This window comes from Microcoleus sp. bin48.metabat.b7b8b9.023, from assembly GCF_013299185.1.
GTDB lineage: Bacteria > Cyanobacteriota > Cyanobacteriia > Cyanobacteriales > Microcoleaceae > Microcoleus.
The window spans coordinates 1-16,933 of record NZ_JAAFKG010000020.1; the positions used below are offsets into that span (position 1 = coordinate 1).

Consider the following 16,933-nt stretch of genomic DNA (forward strand, 5'->3'; position numbering starts at 1 on the left):
AACAGATTTAATTGCTTCAATTAAATTCATGGTTAATTCATTTCAGAAGGGATAGTCTACCCGGACAGGGCAGACTTGATTACCTGTTCTATCATACATTCCCCCCTGACAATTAATCCACCCTGCTCAATCCCCCTTAAGAAGGGGGACTTTGATAAAATTTCTTGTCCCCCCCTTATTAAGGGGGGTTAGGCAGGGCGGTTTTATTGTCGTCAGACAAATTAGGTATGTAGTTGCGATCTTTGCGCTCTTTCTTAATCTTATAAAGAGCGCTGAAGCGCAACTACGTACCTTGGCCGATCGCGCGAGCCGACCTTTGAGCGATACTTTTGGTAGTTTTATATCTCCTATCCTGACAATTAATCCACCCTGCTTATTAAGGGGGGTTAGGGGGGATCGAAGCTTGGATACAAACAAGAGAGACTCCTGGTTTGACGTTAAGTTGACACTAACGATCGCCGCACTGTGTCCTTATTTTTATTAGTGTAACGGACCTGCCATGATGACTTTGGCGATCGCATCTGTCACGTCAGTTGGCCGTTCCTTAGCCAGTTGTTCGTACCAAAGTTGTGTCACCTGCGGATCTTTGCCGTGAATTTGTTCGGCACGCTGGCGCGCTTTTTCGACAACTGCATTCGCCCGCTGCTTCCGCTCAGTTTCGTAGCGTTTGAGGGCGTATTCTACGCCTAAATTCGTAGTCGAAAGGTAGTTGCTGAGTACGAGTCCATCTTCCATGGCTTGACAGCCTCCCTGGCCCAAATCCGGGCAGGTAGCGTGGGCGGAATCTCCCAGCAAAGCAACTCTACCGCGAACGTAGGAGTCGATCGGGCCTACGTCGTGAATTTCCGGGCGGGCGACTGTTGCGGGATCGAATCTTTCTATCAGCAATTGCACTGGTTCGGCCCAACCTGTAAAATGTTCTTTAAGTTCGGCTTTGTAATTGTCGGGATTGGCGGGAGTTCCTGTGGGTAACGGAACATCGAAGAAAAAGTAAAATCGATCGCCCGCTACGGGCATTAATGAGGCGCGCTTGCAGTCACCGACATAAATCGCCCAAGTATTTTTCGGCGCAAGTGCTTCATCCGCCGCTACTAGCCCGTTCCAATTGATATAACCGCCGTATTTCGGCTGTACTTCGCGGCCCAATACATGGGTTCGCAAAATTGAGCGCACGCCGTCAGCAGCCACCAACAAATCGCCGCGCGCTTTGTCTCCGTTCTCAAAAATTGCAGTTACTTTGGTTGCGTCTTCTTCCACGGCAATACATTTGCGATCGAGCTTGACTTCTCCCTTAAAAGCTGCTAATAACATTTGTTGTAAGTCGCGGCGCGCCACCGGATAAGGACGCTGACCGACTTGTTTAATTAGTGGCATTAAATCGATGTCATTTAGCAGTTGACCGATTTTGGTGCGGTATTCCATGCGCTCCATTTTTCCGCCAATTTGCGCCATTTTTTCGCCTAAACCAAGGCGGTTGAGAACTTTGACGCCGTTCGACCACATGGAGATACCAGCGCCTGCTGGACGCAGTTCTTTGACGCGATCGTAAATTGCAACTTCATAACCTGCTTGTTGGAGGGCGATACCCGCAGTTAAGCCACCAATTCCGGCACCGATAATGACAACTTTTAAGTCGTGCATTCTGTGTTTCTCCTGCTGAGTGAAATCCTAATACATACTATTTTAGATTTTAGATTTTAGTATCGAGAATTACATCTATTGTATTTATATCAAGGTCTGTCAATCACCCGTAATACGAACCTGTTTGTAGTGAGGACTTTAGTCCTTCTTGGATTCGGACTAAAGTCCGTACTACGAACCTGGTTTGTAGTGAGGACTTTAGTTCTTCAGGTTTGTAGTGAGGACTTTAGTCCTTCTTGGATTCGGACTAAAGTCCGTACTACAAACCTAAAAAAACAACTTACACACCATACATATTAATTTGGAATTAGCCTAAAAACTTGGTTAATTCACCAAGATTTTGCCCAATCGCATTTGTCCCGCGAATGTGAGATAGGGGAGAACCTCCGTACAAAAAACTATCCAAGCTGACTTGATAATTTTGCTGCACCGCCAAATCCAGCCACAAATTCTTAAATGCTGCTCCTGGTTTGTAGTCGGGAATGTTATGCTGGTAGTAGGGAAAACTATCAAGGCAAGTATTGAAAAAGTTCTTGCGTCCGCAATGCTTTAAATACTGATATCGCGGTTTGAATTCAGTTTGATTTTGCAAGACTGTATGAATCGTATCCGCTAAGGATTCCGCGTCAAATTTGGAATAAAGACCCGCACCTTCCGGGAAAACGGGCGAGTTTCCTCGGGCGTATTGGTTGAATTCTTCAAAACAAATTACTGGTACGTTGCAACTCATGGCTTCGGTAATTCCCCGGTTTTTGCCTTCGAGAAGGGAACCCAGGACGAATGCTTGCGCCCGCGAATAATAGTTAGGGATTTCTTGGTAGTAGTCAACTCGTGGCAGTAAGTTGATGTAGTCGGAGGTATTTCCTAAAATTGTTTCAACTTCGTGCAATTCTTTTAAGGCATTCTCGTCAAGAGTTTTCAAGTTATTGACATCAAAGTCGTGACCGCTGACAACTGTTAATTTTATGAGTTTTTGCGGATACTTTTGCCGATAAATTTTTAAGGCTTTGGCAATCATCGGCAAGTTCTTTTCTTCGGAAAATCGGGCGACTGCGAGGAGTTCGATGTCTTTGGCGGGGACGTTGCGAGGGGAAATTAAGTATTCGTTGATAAAGTCGGTGTCTTGTAGCGGTATAATTGGTTTGTTGGCGCGATCGGGATATGTTTCGCGAAACCACTTGGCTCGCTGCGGATTTTTGTATAAACTAGAGTAAGCGTCGGCTACGGGTGCCCAGGAGTAGGACGTTCCGGGGGAATAGGTGAAGGAGAAAAATGCTGAGGAAAGTTGGGGAAATAGTTTATTGATGAGTTCGACTCCTTCGCTGAAGTAAATCCCTTTGATGAATTTTCCTTCGTAAAACAGCGGGGGAAGCAAGACGTAGAAACTGACTGTATCGAAGCGGTGGGGTTGGTCTTCAAATATCTCCCAGCTAAAGGCGTCTAAGTCTGCATAGATTTCGGCGATTGGTTTGTTGATGTGGGGGTTGCGTAAATAGGGTTTTTGGCGATCGTAGTTTCCGCGTACCATATAATTTTTAGTGTGATTGTCTAGCTTTTTTTATTTAACCGCAGAGGGCGCAGAGGGCGCAGAGGGGGAGAAGAGGGAGTTTTTTACCAGAAAAAATTGGTTGAAAGCCTCTCCCTTTGAGAGAGAAATTAAAATCAGGCTATTCATTATTCCAATCCTCTTTCTTTTAGGTAGAGGTCGCTCTCCAACTGTCAACTGTCAACTGTCAACTGTCAACTGTTATCGCCTATTGTGAGGGCGAGTTGGTAGATTTGGCGTCGGGGAATAGAGGTTTGTTGGGCTAGCTGGCGGCTGGCTTGGGAACGACTTACACCTGCTGCTATTAATGTTTGCAATTCGGCTTTGATGGCGTCTTCTGAAAAAATTGGTGCGTTTGTTTGGATACCGGCAATCACTAGGGTAAATTCTCCCTGGGGTTCGCGATTGGTGTAAAGTTCGATCGCACTTTCCATACTACCGCGCCAAAATTCTTCGTGCATTTTCGTCAACTCCCGTGCCAGCACAATCTGTCTGTCGCTTCCCAAGCTGTTTGCTAAATCTTGTAAAGTTTGCCGCAATCGGTGGGGAGATTCGTATAAGATAATAGTGCGCGATTCTATTTGCAAACTTTCTAAACTCCGCTGGCGTTCTTGACCTTTGGTGGGTAAAAATCCTTCAAACACAAATCTGTCTGTAGGTAATCCCGATGCACTTATCCCAACTATACAAGCGCTCGGGCCGGGAATCGGAATAATATTGATATTAGCATCGGCGCAGGCTTTGACTAACTCGTATCCGGGGTCAGAAATTCCCGGCATTCCGGCGTCGGTGACGAGGGCGATACTGTTTCCTAACAGCAGTTTATCGATTAATTCCGGGAGTCGCTGGTGTTGGTTGTGTTCGTGATAGCTGATTTGGGGCGTTTTGATTTGAAAGTGGTGTAAAAGTTTGCCTGTGTGGCGCGTGTCTTCGGCGGCGATGAAGTCTGCTGTTTGCAAAATTCGGATGGCGCGATATGTCATATCTTCCAGATTGCCGATCGGCGTTCCGACAATGTACAGTATTCCTGTATTGGGATTTGGCTGCATTTTGATATTGTTTATTTTTAACCTGAGATGGAACACAGGCGAGACGCCCATGCCACAAATTTAAGAAGATATGAACACTGGATTGTTTTTGGGATTGGCAACTTTGGATTTAGTTTATTTAGCCTCCAAGCCTCCGGGGGAAAATCAGAAAGTTGTTGCTGTTGATTCTACCATTGCTGCGGGCGGGCCGGCGACAAATGCTGCGGTCGCTTTTAGCGGTTTGGGGAATGCGGCGGTGTTGGCGGGAGTTTTCGGCACTCACGCGATCGCCCAATTAATCCGTGCAGACTTAGCAGAGTACAATGTCAGGATAATCGATTTGCAGCCAGGGCGATCGCACTCTCCGCCAGTCTCTTCCATTATCGTAACGGAACAAACGGGCGATCGGGCAGTAATCTCAGTCAACGCTACTAAATCCCAGGTTGACAGCCAAGCAATTAACCGAGATATTTTAACATCAGTTAATATCATACTCTTTGACGGACATCAAATCCCAGCCAGCCAAGAAATTGCTCAACTCGCCCAATCAAAAAACATTCCAATCGTCCTCGATGGCGGCAGTTGGAAACCCGGATTAGAAAAAATATTGCCCTTCGTTGAATGGGTTGTGTGTTCGGATAACTTTCATCCGCCCGACTGTCACAATTCCGAACAAGTCTTTGCTTATCTCTCAGCAGCCGGAATTCCCAACATTGCCATCACGCGCGGCGAAAAACCAATCCAATACTTGTGCAAAGGAAGTTTTGGTAGTTTAGAAGTGCCTCAAATTCAAGCCACAGACACATTAGGCGCCGGCGACATCTTCCACGGCGCATTCTGTCACTACATTTTACAAGAAAACTTTACAAACGCCCTAATCGCCGCAGCTAAGATAGCATCCGATTCCTGCAAATTTTTCGGAACCCGCCAATGGATAAAAAATCTGCAACCTTAACTGAAAATTAACAAAAAAATCCGGACAAAAGCGATCGCACCCAGAAAACTCAAACAGCCAACACTCATTAAGCTAAAATAGTCCTAGCAACCCTTTCAGAACTTGTAAACTCCTCTCCTCTCTTCCTACCCTTCGGGAACGGCTTCGCCGAACGCGCCCTTTGCGTCTTCGCGGTTCGCAAACAAAATTCACAAATCCAACCAGATTGCTATATTAGTTAAGCAACTTCAAGCAAAACAAAACCACCCCAAAACAAAACACTCCAATCATGCCTGACACCCAACCCCTAACCATCACACTTCCCCCTTTGCGGATTACCCTAACCGAAGAACAACAGGTTAATCTAGAATGGCTGACGCAAAACTTGCCCAATCTACTCGCAGCAGCGCCAAGCAAACCAGAAGTCCCCGACAACCTCAAACAGTGGGTGGCGGCCAACAAATTATTAAATCAACCAGATACAGACATCATTCAAGGCCTAATAAATACAGGCATTGATGCCGAAACAGCAACCGCAGAAGTTACCAAAATATCCTCTCATCCGTACTTCCAAGCAGGCAGCCATTACGTGCAGTTATTGCAGAAACTGGAATCGCAACTCACCATTAACAATCAATTAGCAGCCCTCTCTTCCAAGTTTGGCACAATCGAACGCAAAAGCAGTCTTTCCCGAGAGTATTTTCTGGAAAATTATTACGCTAAAAATACTCCGGTAATTATTACCAACATCATGCACAACTGGAAAGCCTTACAGTTGTGGACGCCAGAGTATTTGCAGGAAAAATATGGCGATGCAGAGGTGGAAATTCAAGCCAACCGCAACTCTGACCCGGATTACGAAATTAAGATACACAACCACAAAAAAACCGTTCAGTTCCGCGAATATATAGATATGGTCGTCAACGGCGGCCCTAGCAACGACTGCTACATGGTTGCTAACAACCAAACTTTGGAAAGAGAGGAATTTAAACCGCTATTCAACGACTTTGAAATTTTCCCAGAATATCTGACTCCCGACGATACCAAAGGCAGAATTTTCTTTTGGTTTGGCCCGAAAGGTACAATTACACCGCTACACCACGACCCGGTTAACTTAGTTTTAGCACAGGTATCGGGACGCAAACTGATTAAGTTGATTTGTCCGCAGCAAACACCTCTGCTTTACAATCATGTCGGAGTTTTCAGCAAAGTTGACGGTGAAAATCCTGACTATGACAAATATCCGCTTTACAGAAATGCGAAAATCATTGAGGTGATTTTGGAACCGGGAGAGGTTATCTTTATTCCTGTGGGTTGGTGGCATCACGTAAAATCGCTGGATGTGAGTATTTCGGTTTCGTTTACTAATTTTGTGTTTCCCAATTATTACGAATGGAAATATCCTCATATTAATTGGTCGTAGGTTGGGGTTCGCTTTACAAAAACACTCCCAAAATCCCGTAGGTACTGTCTTGACAAGTCAAGAAGGGGCGATAGAAAAATTGAGTCGAAAGGCTTTTGGGACTTAAAAACCCCAAAAGCTAAATGCACCAACTAAAGTCTTCTCTTCATCCCTTGGGCTTGCCTTGACAACTAGAATAACTTCTAGCCCTACTTATTCAGCCGATACCATTGTCCTCCATTCAAATCTCTATTCTCTCTCTGTGTCCTCTGTGTTCTCTGCGGTTAAATTATTCCCATACAACTGGGAACGATAATATTACTTTTACTAAAGAAGGACTAAAGTCCTCACTACGAACCTAGGATAATAGTTTTAATGCCGATATTGACCTATATATATGGCAGCACGGATTCCCATTATTTAATAATATGTCAAGTTGCCAAAAAAAGCAAGGGGCGGACTCAAAAAAAAGTCGCCCCAGCTTTAACGAAAAACTACCTTTGATTCCAAGCCACCGCCGTATCAGTGACAGCTTGGTCTACAGGTTTTTCACCTAACATTGCCGCTTGCAAATTGTCATAACCTCCATTCAGATCTCTATTCTCTCCCTCTGTGTCCTCTGTGTTCTCTGTGGTTAAATTATTCCCATACAACTGGGAACGATAATATAGCAGTTCTCAGAAAGATTCGCGGACGTTGTTGGGCTTGGGCCCTATACGTTTAAGCGGTTATGTAAGCTGTCAATTATACCTCATCTTTTTGATAAAGGCTATATTACTTTTACTAAAGAAGGACTAAAGTCCTCACTACGAACCTAGGATAATAGTTTTAATGCCGATATTGACCTATATATATGGCAGCACGGATTCCCATTATTTAATAATATGTCAAGTTGCCAAAAAAAGCAAGGGGCGGACTCAAAAAAAAGTCGCCCCAGCTTTAACGAAAAACTACCTTTGATTCCAAGCCACCGCCGTATCAGTGACAGCTTGGTCTACAGGTTTTTCACCTAACATTGCCGCTTGCAAATTGTCATAACCTCCATTCAGATCTCTATTCTCTCCCTCTGTGTCCTCTGTGTTCTCTGTGGTTAAATTATTCCCATACAACTGGGAACGATAATATAGCAGTTCTCAGAAAGATTCGCGGACGTTGTTGGGCTTGGGCCCTATACGTTTAAGCGGTTATGTAAGCTGTCAATTATACCTCATCTTTTTGATAAAGGCTATATTACTTTTACTAAAGAAGGACTAAAGTCCTCACTACGAACCTAGGATAATAGTTTTAATGCCGATATTGACCTATATATATGGCAGCACGGATTCCCATTATTTAATAATATGTCAAGTTGCCAAAAAAAGCAAGGGGCGGACTCAAAAAAAAGTCGCCCCAGCTTTAACGAAAAACTACCTTTGATTCCAAGCCACCGCCGTATCAGTGACAGCTTGGTCTACAGGTTTTTCACCTAACATTGCCGCTTGCAAATTGTCATAACCTGCATTCAAATCTCTATTCTCTCTCTGTGTCCTCTGTGTTCTCTGCGGTTAAATTATTCCCATACAACTGGGAACGATAATATTAGTTTTACTAAAGAAGGACTAAAGTCCTCACTACGAACCTAGGATAATAGTTTTAATGCCGATATTGACCTATATATATGGCGGCACAGATTTCCATTATTTAATGATATGTCAAGTTGCCAAAAAAAAGCAAGGGGCGGACTCAAAAAAAGTCGCCCCAGCTTTAACGAAAAACTACCTTTGATTCCAAGCCGCCGCCGCATCAGTGACAGCTTGCTCTACTGTTTTTTCGCCTAACATTGCCGCTTGCAAATTGTCATAAATTGCCTTTTGCAACTTCTTAACATCCTTGAGAGGCGGAATCAACAACTCTGCTTTGTCCAACCCAGAAGCGCTGATAATCCTAGCTCGATCGCTCGAAGCAGCATCGGCAGGCACGCTCTTAAAATAACCGTCCTGCAAAGTCTCAACCGTGGAAGGCAAAACATTGGCAGCCTTGGCAAAAGCTAACTGATTTTGAGAGTTAGTTACGTACAAAGCAAACTTGACAGCATCATCAGGGCGCTTGCTATCGCGAGGGACAACTAAATTCATTACTGCCACAGTTTTCTTGCCAGTTTCTCCGGTAATTTGAGGCGCAGCAGTTGAAACAGCACCTATACTCGGAGCATTCTCCGCGATCGCCTTTAAAAACTGAGGCCCGGAACCCAACAAAGCAGTTTCTCCAGCTTGATAAAGCTCGATCGCCCTCCGGTGTCCCTGCACCAAAACATCCTGCGGTAACAGCCCGCCTTTGTACAAATCAACCCAATACTGAAAAACAGCTTTGCCCTTAGCTGTATTAAAAGCAGCCTTACCTTGAGCGTCCACCAACGGCACACCCATCTGCACGAAAGATTGCAACACTTCCGCCGAATCCTCCGGTACAAAAGTCGCAAAAAAAGCAAACTTACCAGTTTTCTCTTTTACCTGTTTTGCAACAGTTGCTAACTCGGCATAGGTAGCCGGAGGCTTGGTAATTCCAGCTTTTTTAAACAAATCCGTATTGTAAATAGTTACCGGAGTTGTCAGATACCAAGGAATGCCAAACGTCTTGCCCTCAAGTACACTAGCTTTCCAGATATTTGGGAGATAGCTCGATCGCACTTGCTGCGAAATCCGAGAGTCCAAATCCAGCCAAGCATTGCGCCCCGCCAACAGCGAAGCAAAATCAGGATTCAGGTTCACCACATCCGGCGCAGTTTTCGCCGACACAGCCCCCAAAACCTTGCTTTCCATCGCCGACCAAGGCACGTCCACCCAGCGCACCTTCACTCCGGGATTTTCCGCTTCAAAACCGGCGATCGTCTTGTTGAAATACTCAGTAAACTGAGGTTGCAGTTGCATAGTCCAGAACTCGATCGCGTCCGCATTGTTGGTCTGGGAATTAACAGCCGGCTTGCTGCAACTTACCACCGCAGCCAGCAGCAGCCCCACCAGCCCAAAAACAGCGAACAGTTGCCAAGATTTACGTTTCATAGGATTTAATTTGAGATTCAAGGTTGGCTAAGGAGAAAACAAGCATCGCCCTCCCAAAACCCGAGAGACTTAAGCGCCAGAGTTTGGCGTGCGGGCTTTGGGAGGGAGAGAGTCGGTTTTGCTGCATAACCGGCAGTTTTCGGTCGATCGAGTTTAAATTTGTTGACATTCGCAGCAGAATAGCTATTGTCAAGTAAATTGGATAGCATAAAATCGGAACTGGCGATCGCGCCACAAAGACTGTGCAGCGCAGAATCAGGCGGGATACCGAGATCGCTGCGATCGCAGTATCGGCGGGAGTTGGAAACCAATCTTCCAACAGCCAACAGCCCAATCAGGCTGGCAAGCGTACAACATAAAAAATACCAATTACCGACGACCCAATCCTATGGTTAACTTTTTCAAAGATCTACTTTCCCCACGCAAGCCAGGAATCGGGATCGAAATAGCCCCAGACCGCATCAACATCATTCAGCTCGAAAAGAAAACTCAGGGATTAAAACTAGCCACTTTGGCTTCAATAGAAGTTCCAGAAGACATGGTACAAGAAGGGCAAATAGTCGATCCGCCTGGAATTGCAGAACTAATACGCACTCTCCTCGCCGAAAACAAAATCAAAGCCAAGAAAGTAGCCACAGCCATTCCCGGCCGCGAAGCCGTGATCAGGCTAATTCCAGTTCCCGCAGAACTCAACGAAGAAGAACTCCGGGATTACATGAACGCAGAAGCAGGGCTGTACTTGCCGTTTCCCAGAGAAGACGCCGACGTAGACTATCAAAAAATAGGCCTATTTGTAGATGACGACGGCGTAGAAAAAGTGCAAGTGGTATTAGTTGCAACACGCAGAGAAGTTACCGATACCTACATCGAAACATTCAAAGAAGCCGGACTGGATATAGACGTACTAGAAGTAACCAGCTTTGCCCTGATCCGCACCCTCAAAGACCAACTGCAACAATTTTCGTCCCAAGAGGCCGCAGTTCTCACCGCTATAGAATTTGACAGTACCGAGTTAGCTATAGTAGTGGACGGCATACCGCAATTTAACCGTACCATCCCGATCGGCACCTACCAAATCCAGACCGCCCTCAACCAAGCCATGAACCTGCCTCCCACCAGAGACACCAGCGAACTGCAAGGCATGACCCTGCCAGTCACAGACACAATGGGCGCGTCTGGAGACACCAATCCCGGCACCAATGCGATGATTAAAGTATTGGGAGAACTAGCAGACGAACTCCGCCGCTCAGTAGACTTTTACCTCAACCAGAGCGAAGAACTCGAAGTAGCACAACTGTTGCTAGCAGGGCCAGGAGCTGCGATCGGCAAACTTGACGAATTTTTCATGCAAAGATTAAGCTTGCCGGCATCTCAAGTAGACCCAATCGAAACCCTAGGACTCGAAATCAGCGAAGAAATTAGCCCAGAACAGCGAGCAGGCTTAGGAGTAGCCTTAGGTTTAGGACTCAGGGAGGTTATGTGACCTAAGAGTTTTAGATAATAGAAAAACAGATTTGAGAATTTTAGGAAAAAGCTTCTTCCGCAAAAAGAAGCCCCCTGATGCACAAGGTAGAATATTGGAGGTAAAAGGTAAAAGGTAAAAGGTAGAATATCGGAGGTAGAAGCAACCACTTCCTTCAGTAGAAGGCAGAAAGTTGTTTCTTTCTTCCCTAAATAAATCCTTCACTTATACCGGCAATCTGGCGCTCTGTCTAAAATCTAAAATTTCAAATTAAAATCTATAGCAACAGCCAAGACGGTTGGGACGTTCTTAATTGCTCAAACCATGCGGCAGATGGCACCTTCCATAGGATTTCCTCCTTCTTCCTTCTCTCCTAAATAACTAAAACCTTCTTCCTGACATCCGTTACATCCGTTACAGAATTCCTTGCCGAACTTCCTTCTGCTATAAAATCGAGTGAAGCCATGTACAGCCTAGATATTAATTTTCTCAACGATCGCCCCGACTACAAACCAGTCACAGCAGCCAAAAGCTCAGCTAGAAGAAGTTCCGGGGGAGCCAAAGACCAACTGCCCCTAATTGGGGCGGGGCTGTTTGCCTTGGGTCTCAATGCCGCCGTCATGGGCACCTGGTGGTGGGCGACCAACCAAAATAGCAGCTTGGCTACAGAACAAGCAAACATCGAACAAGAACTGGCAAAGTTAAGCACTCAAGCCAACGCCATCAAAGCCATCAACGCCGAAACCGACAAAGTTACCGCCGAATACAAAGCATTAGCCGGAGTATTCGACCAAATTAAACCTTGGTCGGCGATGCTGCAAGACCTGAGTGCCCGCACTCCGGCGGGAGTGCAAATTGCCAAAATCGAGCAAATCGACCCCAGTCCCTCCCCCGTTGCAGCAGCACCGCCTCCCCCCCCACCAACTCCCGCTGCTTCCCCTGGGGCGAGTCCTTCCCCGGGGGCGAGTCCGTCCCCAGCCAGCCCTACGCCGGTGGCTGCTCCTATCCCAGTCGCCCCGCCACAGGCGGCAAAAGTACAAATTTCAGGGATAGCCAGTACCTTTGCTCAAGTTAACGACTTTATGCTTCTAGTCCAGCGCTCTCCTTTCTTCCTCAACACCGATACCAAACTGGTAGCGGCCACATTAAAAAGCAACCCCACCCAATTACAAGTACGCAACCCAAACGCAGCAGCAGCAGAACTTCCCAAACTGCGGCCGGTGGTGGAATATAAAATTGAAACAACGCTCAGCCCGACTGGCGCCTCCGAGTTGCTCCCCGAGCTGCGGAGCAAGCAAGCAGACGGGCTAGCAATACGGATAGAAACACTTCAAGAAAAAGGAGTGCTAGAACCACAAAAAACAGAGGTGAAAAAACCATGACAGCAGAGTTTATTCCCAGCGGGGCACAAGCAGAAGAAGCAGGGACTCAGGAAATATTCGGCATTAAGCTGACACCCCAAGTCCAAGCAATAGCCATCGCGGTTCTCGGCCTCGGAGTAGCCGGCTACATCGGCTCCCAGTTCGTACTCCCCGAATTCCAAAAAAGCGACGAAATCAAGCAAAAAATTGCCGCCAGCAAGAAAACGCAAGTCGAATTGCAAACTCTAATTCTCAAAAAGTCAGAAGCACAAGCAAAGCAAGATGAAGCCAAACAGCGCCGGGCCAACGTGACGGCAATGTTTGCCAGCGACGCAGGTTCCAACACGCTGCTGCTTGACATGAACCAACTGGTTAATCGCATCAACGCCGGCGTGCAAGGGGACGACCTCAAGGCTAAAATTACCAAATTTGAGCCGGATGTCCCGCCAGCAGGATCGCCAACACCCGTGCCGGGAGCCCCTGACCCTGATATTCTCAGCGATACGTCCTTCGGGCCGTCCCTGGCTGGCAAGCTCAGACGCAAAAAATACAAGTTAGAGTTTGAAGGCAGTTTCGCTCAAACCCGCAATTTCATGCGTAACTTGGAGTTGATGCAGTCGCTGTTGGTAGTGAGGAATTTGAAATCTGAATTGCTAACATCAACTGGGACACTAAATGTCGATTTTTTGAAGGGAAGAATAGTCCCTGTGGAGCAGCCGCAAACTAAAATTAAAACGACTTTTGACTTGCACGCACTGCTGCCGTTAAAGCAAGAAGAAAAACCGCCAACTCCGGCTCCAAGTCCTGCTGCTCCAACTCCTCCTGCTAAGTAGCAGTAGTTGGTCAGATATTAGGTATTCTGAGTCGCTATAGCCTTTCGAGATCCCATATGAGGGACTCGTGGGCATGGGCCAAACAGGGCATAGGGCATGGGTAGAAGTCCCCATACCTCACAATGCTTGAGAACCGAAGAAGGCGTTCTCAAGTAATTCAGGTACTCACGATCGCAATTGGCAATTCCCTTCTACGAAAAGCAACCAATAATGCTATAAATGCCCCATGCCCCATGCCCCATGCCCCATGCCCCATGCCCCATGCCCCATGCCCATAAATAATATAAGTGTAGAGGAGAGAACGTGAAACAGCATCTACGGTTAAGTGGAGGACTCTTGAGCAGCGTTGCCGGAGTTCTGATCGCCCAAGCGCCCGTCTCGGCCGCGCCGACTAAAGTCACAGGAGTGCAAGTAAGTCAAGCTAATAATGGCGTAAGTATTGTTCTAGCTACCGAAAAGGGCGATCGCCCGCAAGTTTTTGCCATCAACAACGGCAATACCTACCAAGCCACAATTACCAACACCCAGCTCCGCCTGCGCCAAGGCAACAGCTTCCGCCAAGATAACCCAGCTCCGGGCATTTCCTCAGTAGAAATCACCCAGGTAGAAGCTAACAGCATCCGCGTTGTAGTGGCAGGAACCAACGGAATTCCCAACGGACAAGTTGTCCCCGGACAAGGCCAAAACATCGTCCTCAGCGTTGCCGGACAGGGCGGGACAGCGCAGTCTGCCCCAGCAACACAGGCTGCATTGCCCTCGCTAAACCAAGCCCAAAATGTACCTCCGCCGCCTCCAGGACTGCCGCTAAGCCCAACAACTTCCCGGCCTGCCCCCGTCCGCACGTCGCAAACCCCGGGCGTGATGCTGCAAAATCCCGAAGTTACTATTACTAGGAACGATCGCCCGCCCCTCCCCAGCGAAATACAATCTCAGAACAATCAAGCTCCGTCTTTCCAGCCGCGGGCTGTAGCGCCACCCTTGGGAGATATCGCGGTTTCTAACATCGCGCCGGCAGGGGCAAATATTGAACTGAGTTCGGGAGAACGCATCCCCCGTTTGGTGCTGCGCGATGCCCCAGTCCGCGACGTTTTAGCTCTGCTGGCCCGCGCAGCCGGATTGAACATTGCTTTTACAGGCGGCGGGGCCCCCGGCCAACCGGGCCAAGCCGCTCCAGCAGCACCGGGAGCAGCAGGAGGCGCCGATGAAGGGCCGAAAATTTCCTTGGACATCGAAAACGAGTCGGTGCAAGATGTTTTCAACTACGTGCTGCGGATCAGCGGGCTGCAAGCCAACCGCGTCGGGCGCACGATTTTTGTCGGCTCTAATTTGCCTCTCGACTCCCGCAATATTATCGTTCGGACGCTGCGACTCAATCAAGTCAGATCTACGGATGCAGCTAACTTTTTGAGCGCTCAAGGTGCGGAAACTCAATTGCCGATTACTCGGGTGACTATTCAAACCGTGGGCCAGGGAAATGCGGCGCGGGATGTGGAAATTCGGGAACCGGACATTAAGGCAATTGGCGCTAAGGATGGCAACGGGCCGCTCTTGCTGAGGGGACTGTCGGTGCTGGCGGATGCGAGGCTCAATTCGATCACTTTGGTGGGCGATCCTCGCAAAGTTGATATTGCGGTAGCTTTCTTGACTCAGCTAGATTTGCGCCGCCGTCAAGTGGCTGTCAACGTCAAGGTGATCGATGTCAACTTGCTGGGAAACAACAGAAGTAGCAGCAGTTTCTCTTTCGGAATTAATAACAATTTCTTTGTCAATGACAACGGAGTAGCAAGTCTCAATTTTGGTGGCATCAATCCGCCCGGTGGGACTACCCTTGGGGGGATCAATGCTCGGCCGATCGTCCCGAACCCCCTAGGAAATCAGGAACCTTTCTACGATCCGAACGGCAATTTAATCAACGTACCCCTGACAGGTTCTCCTGTTAGAGATCGGAATGGTAATTTAATCCCCGGCTCTAGTGGCGGGTTGTTCGTGCAGCCGACAGCGCCGATCACTAATGACCCCTCACGAGTTGGGATTAGCACTTACGATCCTGGCTCGGCTACCGCTGGCGGAAGTGCAACTTTCGCGCTGTTCCCGCTGTTCCAATACCCGAGGAGGTTCCTGTCGGCGTTGCAAGCAACTATTGAAACCCGGAATGCCAAAATCCTTACCGATCCAACTCTGGTGGTTCAAGAAGGAGAAACGGCGAATGTGAATATTACTGATGAGGTACTCAGTAACATCACTCAGCAAACGCAGACTACGGGAAATACAAGTACCACAACCACGACGGCAGTGAAAGATAAGGCCGGTTTGCAGTTGGGTGTGGCGATCGATCGGGTTGACGATAATGGCTTTGTTTCTTTGCGGGTGAACCCGGTTATCAGGACACCTGGCCTCGAACAACAACTGTCTACTGGCGCGAACACCAATATTATCAGGCTGCTGGGCGAGCGATCTTTGCAATCGGGGTTAATTCGCCTGCGGGACGGTCAAACTTTGATTGTTTCCGGGATTATCCGCGACGAAGAACGGATTACAGCAAACAAGATTCCGATTTTGGGAGATTTGCCGATTATCGGTTCGCTGTTCAGGAGAACCAGTAAGGACAACCAGCGGGCAGAGTTGATTGTATTGCTGACTCCCCAGATTTTGGATGATAGCGATCGATCGAACTTTGGCTACCAAAACAACATCAGTCCCGACGCCCGCCAACTGTTGCAGCGCAGTCAACCCGTTCAGCCCAGACAGTAGTCATCGGACGAAGGAAGAAGGAAGAGGGAAGAAGGAAGAGGGAAGAAGGAAGATAGAAGAGGTGTCAACTTAAGGTCAAAAGTCGTGCCGGCGTGCTGTCTGACGATTTGCCGAGTCTAGATCCCCCCTAACCCCCCTTAAGAAGGGGGGGACAAGAGCGTCGTCCAAGTCCCCCGACTATCCGGGAGAGGGACAGGATTCTTCTCAAAGTCCCCCTTCTTAAGGGGGATTTAGGGGGATCTAGACTCGGCTATAAACGAGAGATACAAACGACTATCCGGGAAGAGGGACAGGATTCTTCTCAAAGTCCCCCTTCTTAAGGGGGATTTAGGGGGATCTAGACTCGGCTATAAACGAGAGATACAAACGACTATCCGGGGAGAGGGACAGGATTCTTCTCAAAGTCCCCCGACTATCGGGGGGATTTAGGGGGATCGAGACTCGGCTATAAACGAGAGATACAAAGGTTTTTAGGCGATTGGTGACACGAATGGGAAGAGAGAAGAGGTTCGAGGAAAAGAAATTTTTCTTTTCCCCTTGACAATTCAGACTTTATTCCTTTTAATTCACCTTCTTTCTCTCAGAAGCAATCAGGAATCAGGAAAAAAAGTTTTGTTTAACCCTTGACAAATGACATTTTATTCCTTCTATTTCTGCTTTTTCCCTCATTTCAAATCCACGGAGGCGAGAAATCTTCTCTCCAAAGAGGTATTTTTTTACCGAAATTTAGGTATTAATTTAAAAAATTGTCCAAATCCATATAAATTAAAGGTTCCACCGATCCATAACGGTCGGCAAGACTTTAGAATAATGCAGTGAAAATTAGATGCTGTCGGGTTTTCAGCAACTAAAAACGAAAATTCCTTTTCTGACCAATTACCCTAGGGTAATTAGTATTCAGCAGGAGTTCTTAATTGGGGAAGCGGGCTGGAGTAAT

The 16,933-nt window shown here is 47.4% G+C and carries 11 protein-coding genes; 6 read left to right on the forward strand and 5 right to left on the reverse strand.

Annotated features, from left to right (window positions below; all coding sequences use genetic code 11):
* Positions 1–480 precede the first annotated feature (480 nt).
* From hpxO to rsmI, 3 genes are all read right to left on the reverse strand, one after another.
* Positions 481–1,641: an FAD-dependent urate hydroxylase HpxO gene (gene hpxO / locus QZW82_RS13520; protein WP_293148909.1), complete on the reverse strand. Its 1,161-nt coding sequence runs from the start codon at positions 1,639–1,641 to the stop codon at positions 481–483.
* A gap of 307 nt (positions 1,642–1,948) precedes the next feature.
* Entirely contained in the window at positions 1,949–3,169 is a 1,221-nt protein-coding gene (locus QZW82_RS13525) for a glycosyltransferase (RefSeq protein ID WP_293148910.1), read from the reverse strand.
* A gap of 212 nt (positions 3,170–3,381) precedes the next feature.
* Positions 3,382–4,236, reverse strand: a complete 855-nt coding sequence (rsmI, locus tag QZW82_RS13530) for a 16S rRNA (cytidine(1402)-2'-O)-methyltransferase (RefSeq protein ID WP_293148911.1) — start codon at positions 4,234–4,236, stop codon at positions 3,382–3,384.
* A gap of 70 nt (positions 4,237–4,306) precedes the next feature.
* Between rsmI and QZW82_RS13535 the strand changes: the two genes are divergently transcribed.
* Positions 4,307–5,170: a sugar kinase gene (locus QZW82_RS13535; RefSeq protein ID WP_293148912.1), complete on the forward strand. Its 864-nt coding sequence runs from the start codon at positions 4,307–4,309 to the stop codon at positions 5,168–5,170.
* A gap of 268 nt (positions 5,171–5,438) precedes the next feature.
* Positions 5,439–6,572, forward strand: coding sequence for a cupin-like domain-containing protein (locus QZW82_RS13540; protein ID WP_293148913.1), 1,134 nt, complete (start codon positions 5,439–5,441; stop codon positions 6,570–6,572).
* Between the two features lie 1,733 nt (positions 6,573–8,305).
* Here QZW82_RS13540 and QZW82_RS13545 read toward each other — a convergent pair.
* Both QZW82_RS13545 and QZW82_RS13550 read right to left on the reverse strand, forming a co-directional pair.
* Positions 8,306–9,589 carry a sugar ABC transporter substrate-binding protein gene (locus QZW82_RS13545; protein WP_293148914.1) on the reverse strand — a complete coding sequence of 428 codons (1,284 nt, stop codon included), beginning with the start codon at positions 9,587–9,589 and terminating at the stop codon, positions 8,306–8,308.
* 17 nt (positions 9,590–9,606) lie between these two features.
* A complete protein-coding gene (locus QZW82_RS13550) occupies positions 9,607–9,915 on the reverse strand; it encodes a hypothetical protein (RefSeq protein WP_293148915.1) in 309 nt (102 codons plus the stop codon).
* 62 nt (positions 9,916–9,977) lie between these two features.
* Here QZW82_RS13550 and pilM point away from each other — a divergent pair, with 62 nt between their 5' ends.
* From pilM to QZW82_RS13570, 4 genes are all read left to right on the forward strand, one after another.
* Positions 9,978–11,072, forward strand: coding sequence for a type IV pilus assembly protein PilM (gene pilM / locus QZW82_RS13555; RefSeq protein ID WP_293148917.1), 1,095 nt, complete (start codon positions 9,978–9,980; stop codon positions 11,070–11,072).
* 443 nt (positions 11,073–11,515) lie between these two features.
* Entirely contained in the window at positions 11,516–12,433 is a 918-nt protein-coding gene (locus QZW82_RS13560; protein ID WP_293148918.1) for a PilN domain-containing protein, read from the forward strand.
* Complete coding sequence (locus QZW82_RS13565; RefSeq protein ID WP_293148920.1) at positions 12,430–13,245, forward strand: pilus assembly protein PilO; 816 nt, start codon at positions 12,430–12,432, stop codon at positions 13,243–13,245. Before QZW82_RS13560 ends, QZW82_RS13565 begins: the two co-directional genes overlap by 4 nt.
* Positions 13,246–13,548: 303 nt before the next feature.
* Positions 13,549–15,996: a type IV pilus secretin family protein gene (locus tag QZW82_RS13570; protein WP_293148922.1), complete on the forward strand. Its 2,448-nt coding sequence runs from the start codon at positions 13,549–13,551 to the stop codon at positions 15,994–15,996.
* Positions 15,997–16,933 lie beyond the last annotated feature (937 nt).

What these genes read in the sequence shown, in the direction of transcription:
- QZW82_RS13525 (WP_293148910.1), bottom strand. Translation starts at nt 3,169, where the DNA reads ATGGTACGCGGAAACTACGATCGCCAAAAACCCTATTTACGCAACCCC.
- QZW82_RS13535 (WP_293148912.1), top strand. Translation starts at nt 4,307, where the DNA reads ATGAACACTGGATTGTTTTTGGGATTGGCAACTTTGGATTTAGTTTAT.
- QZW82_RS13560 (WP_293148918.1), top strand. Translation starts at nt 11,516, where the DNA reads ATGTACAGCCTAGATATTAATTTTCTCAACGATCGCCCCGACTACAAA.
- QZW82_RS13545 (WP_293148914.1), bottom strand. Translation starts at nt 9,589, where the DNA reads ATGAAACGTAAATCTTGGCAACTGTTCGCTGTTTTTGGGCTGGTGGGG.
- rsmI (WP_293148911.1), bottom strand. Translation starts at nt 4,236, where the DNA reads ATGCAGCCAAATCCCAATACAGGAATACTGTACATTGTCGGAACGCCG.
- QZW82_RS13540 (WP_293148913.1), top strand. Translation starts at nt 5,439, where the DNA reads ATGCCTGACACCCAACCCCTAACCATCACACTTCCCCCTTTGCGGATT.
- pilM (WP_293148917.1), top strand. Translation starts at nt 9,978, where the DNA reads ATGGTTAACTTTTTCAAAGATCTACTTTCCCCACGCAAGCCAGGAATC.
- hpxO (WP_293148909.1), bottom strand. Translation starts at nt 1,641, where the DNA reads ATGCACGACTTAAAAGTTGTCATTATCGGTGCCGGAATTGGTGGCTTA.
- QZW82_RS13565 (WP_293148920.1), top strand. Translation starts at nt 12,430, where the DNA reads ATGACAGCAGAGTTTATTCCCAGCGGGGCACAAGCAGAAGAAGCAGGG.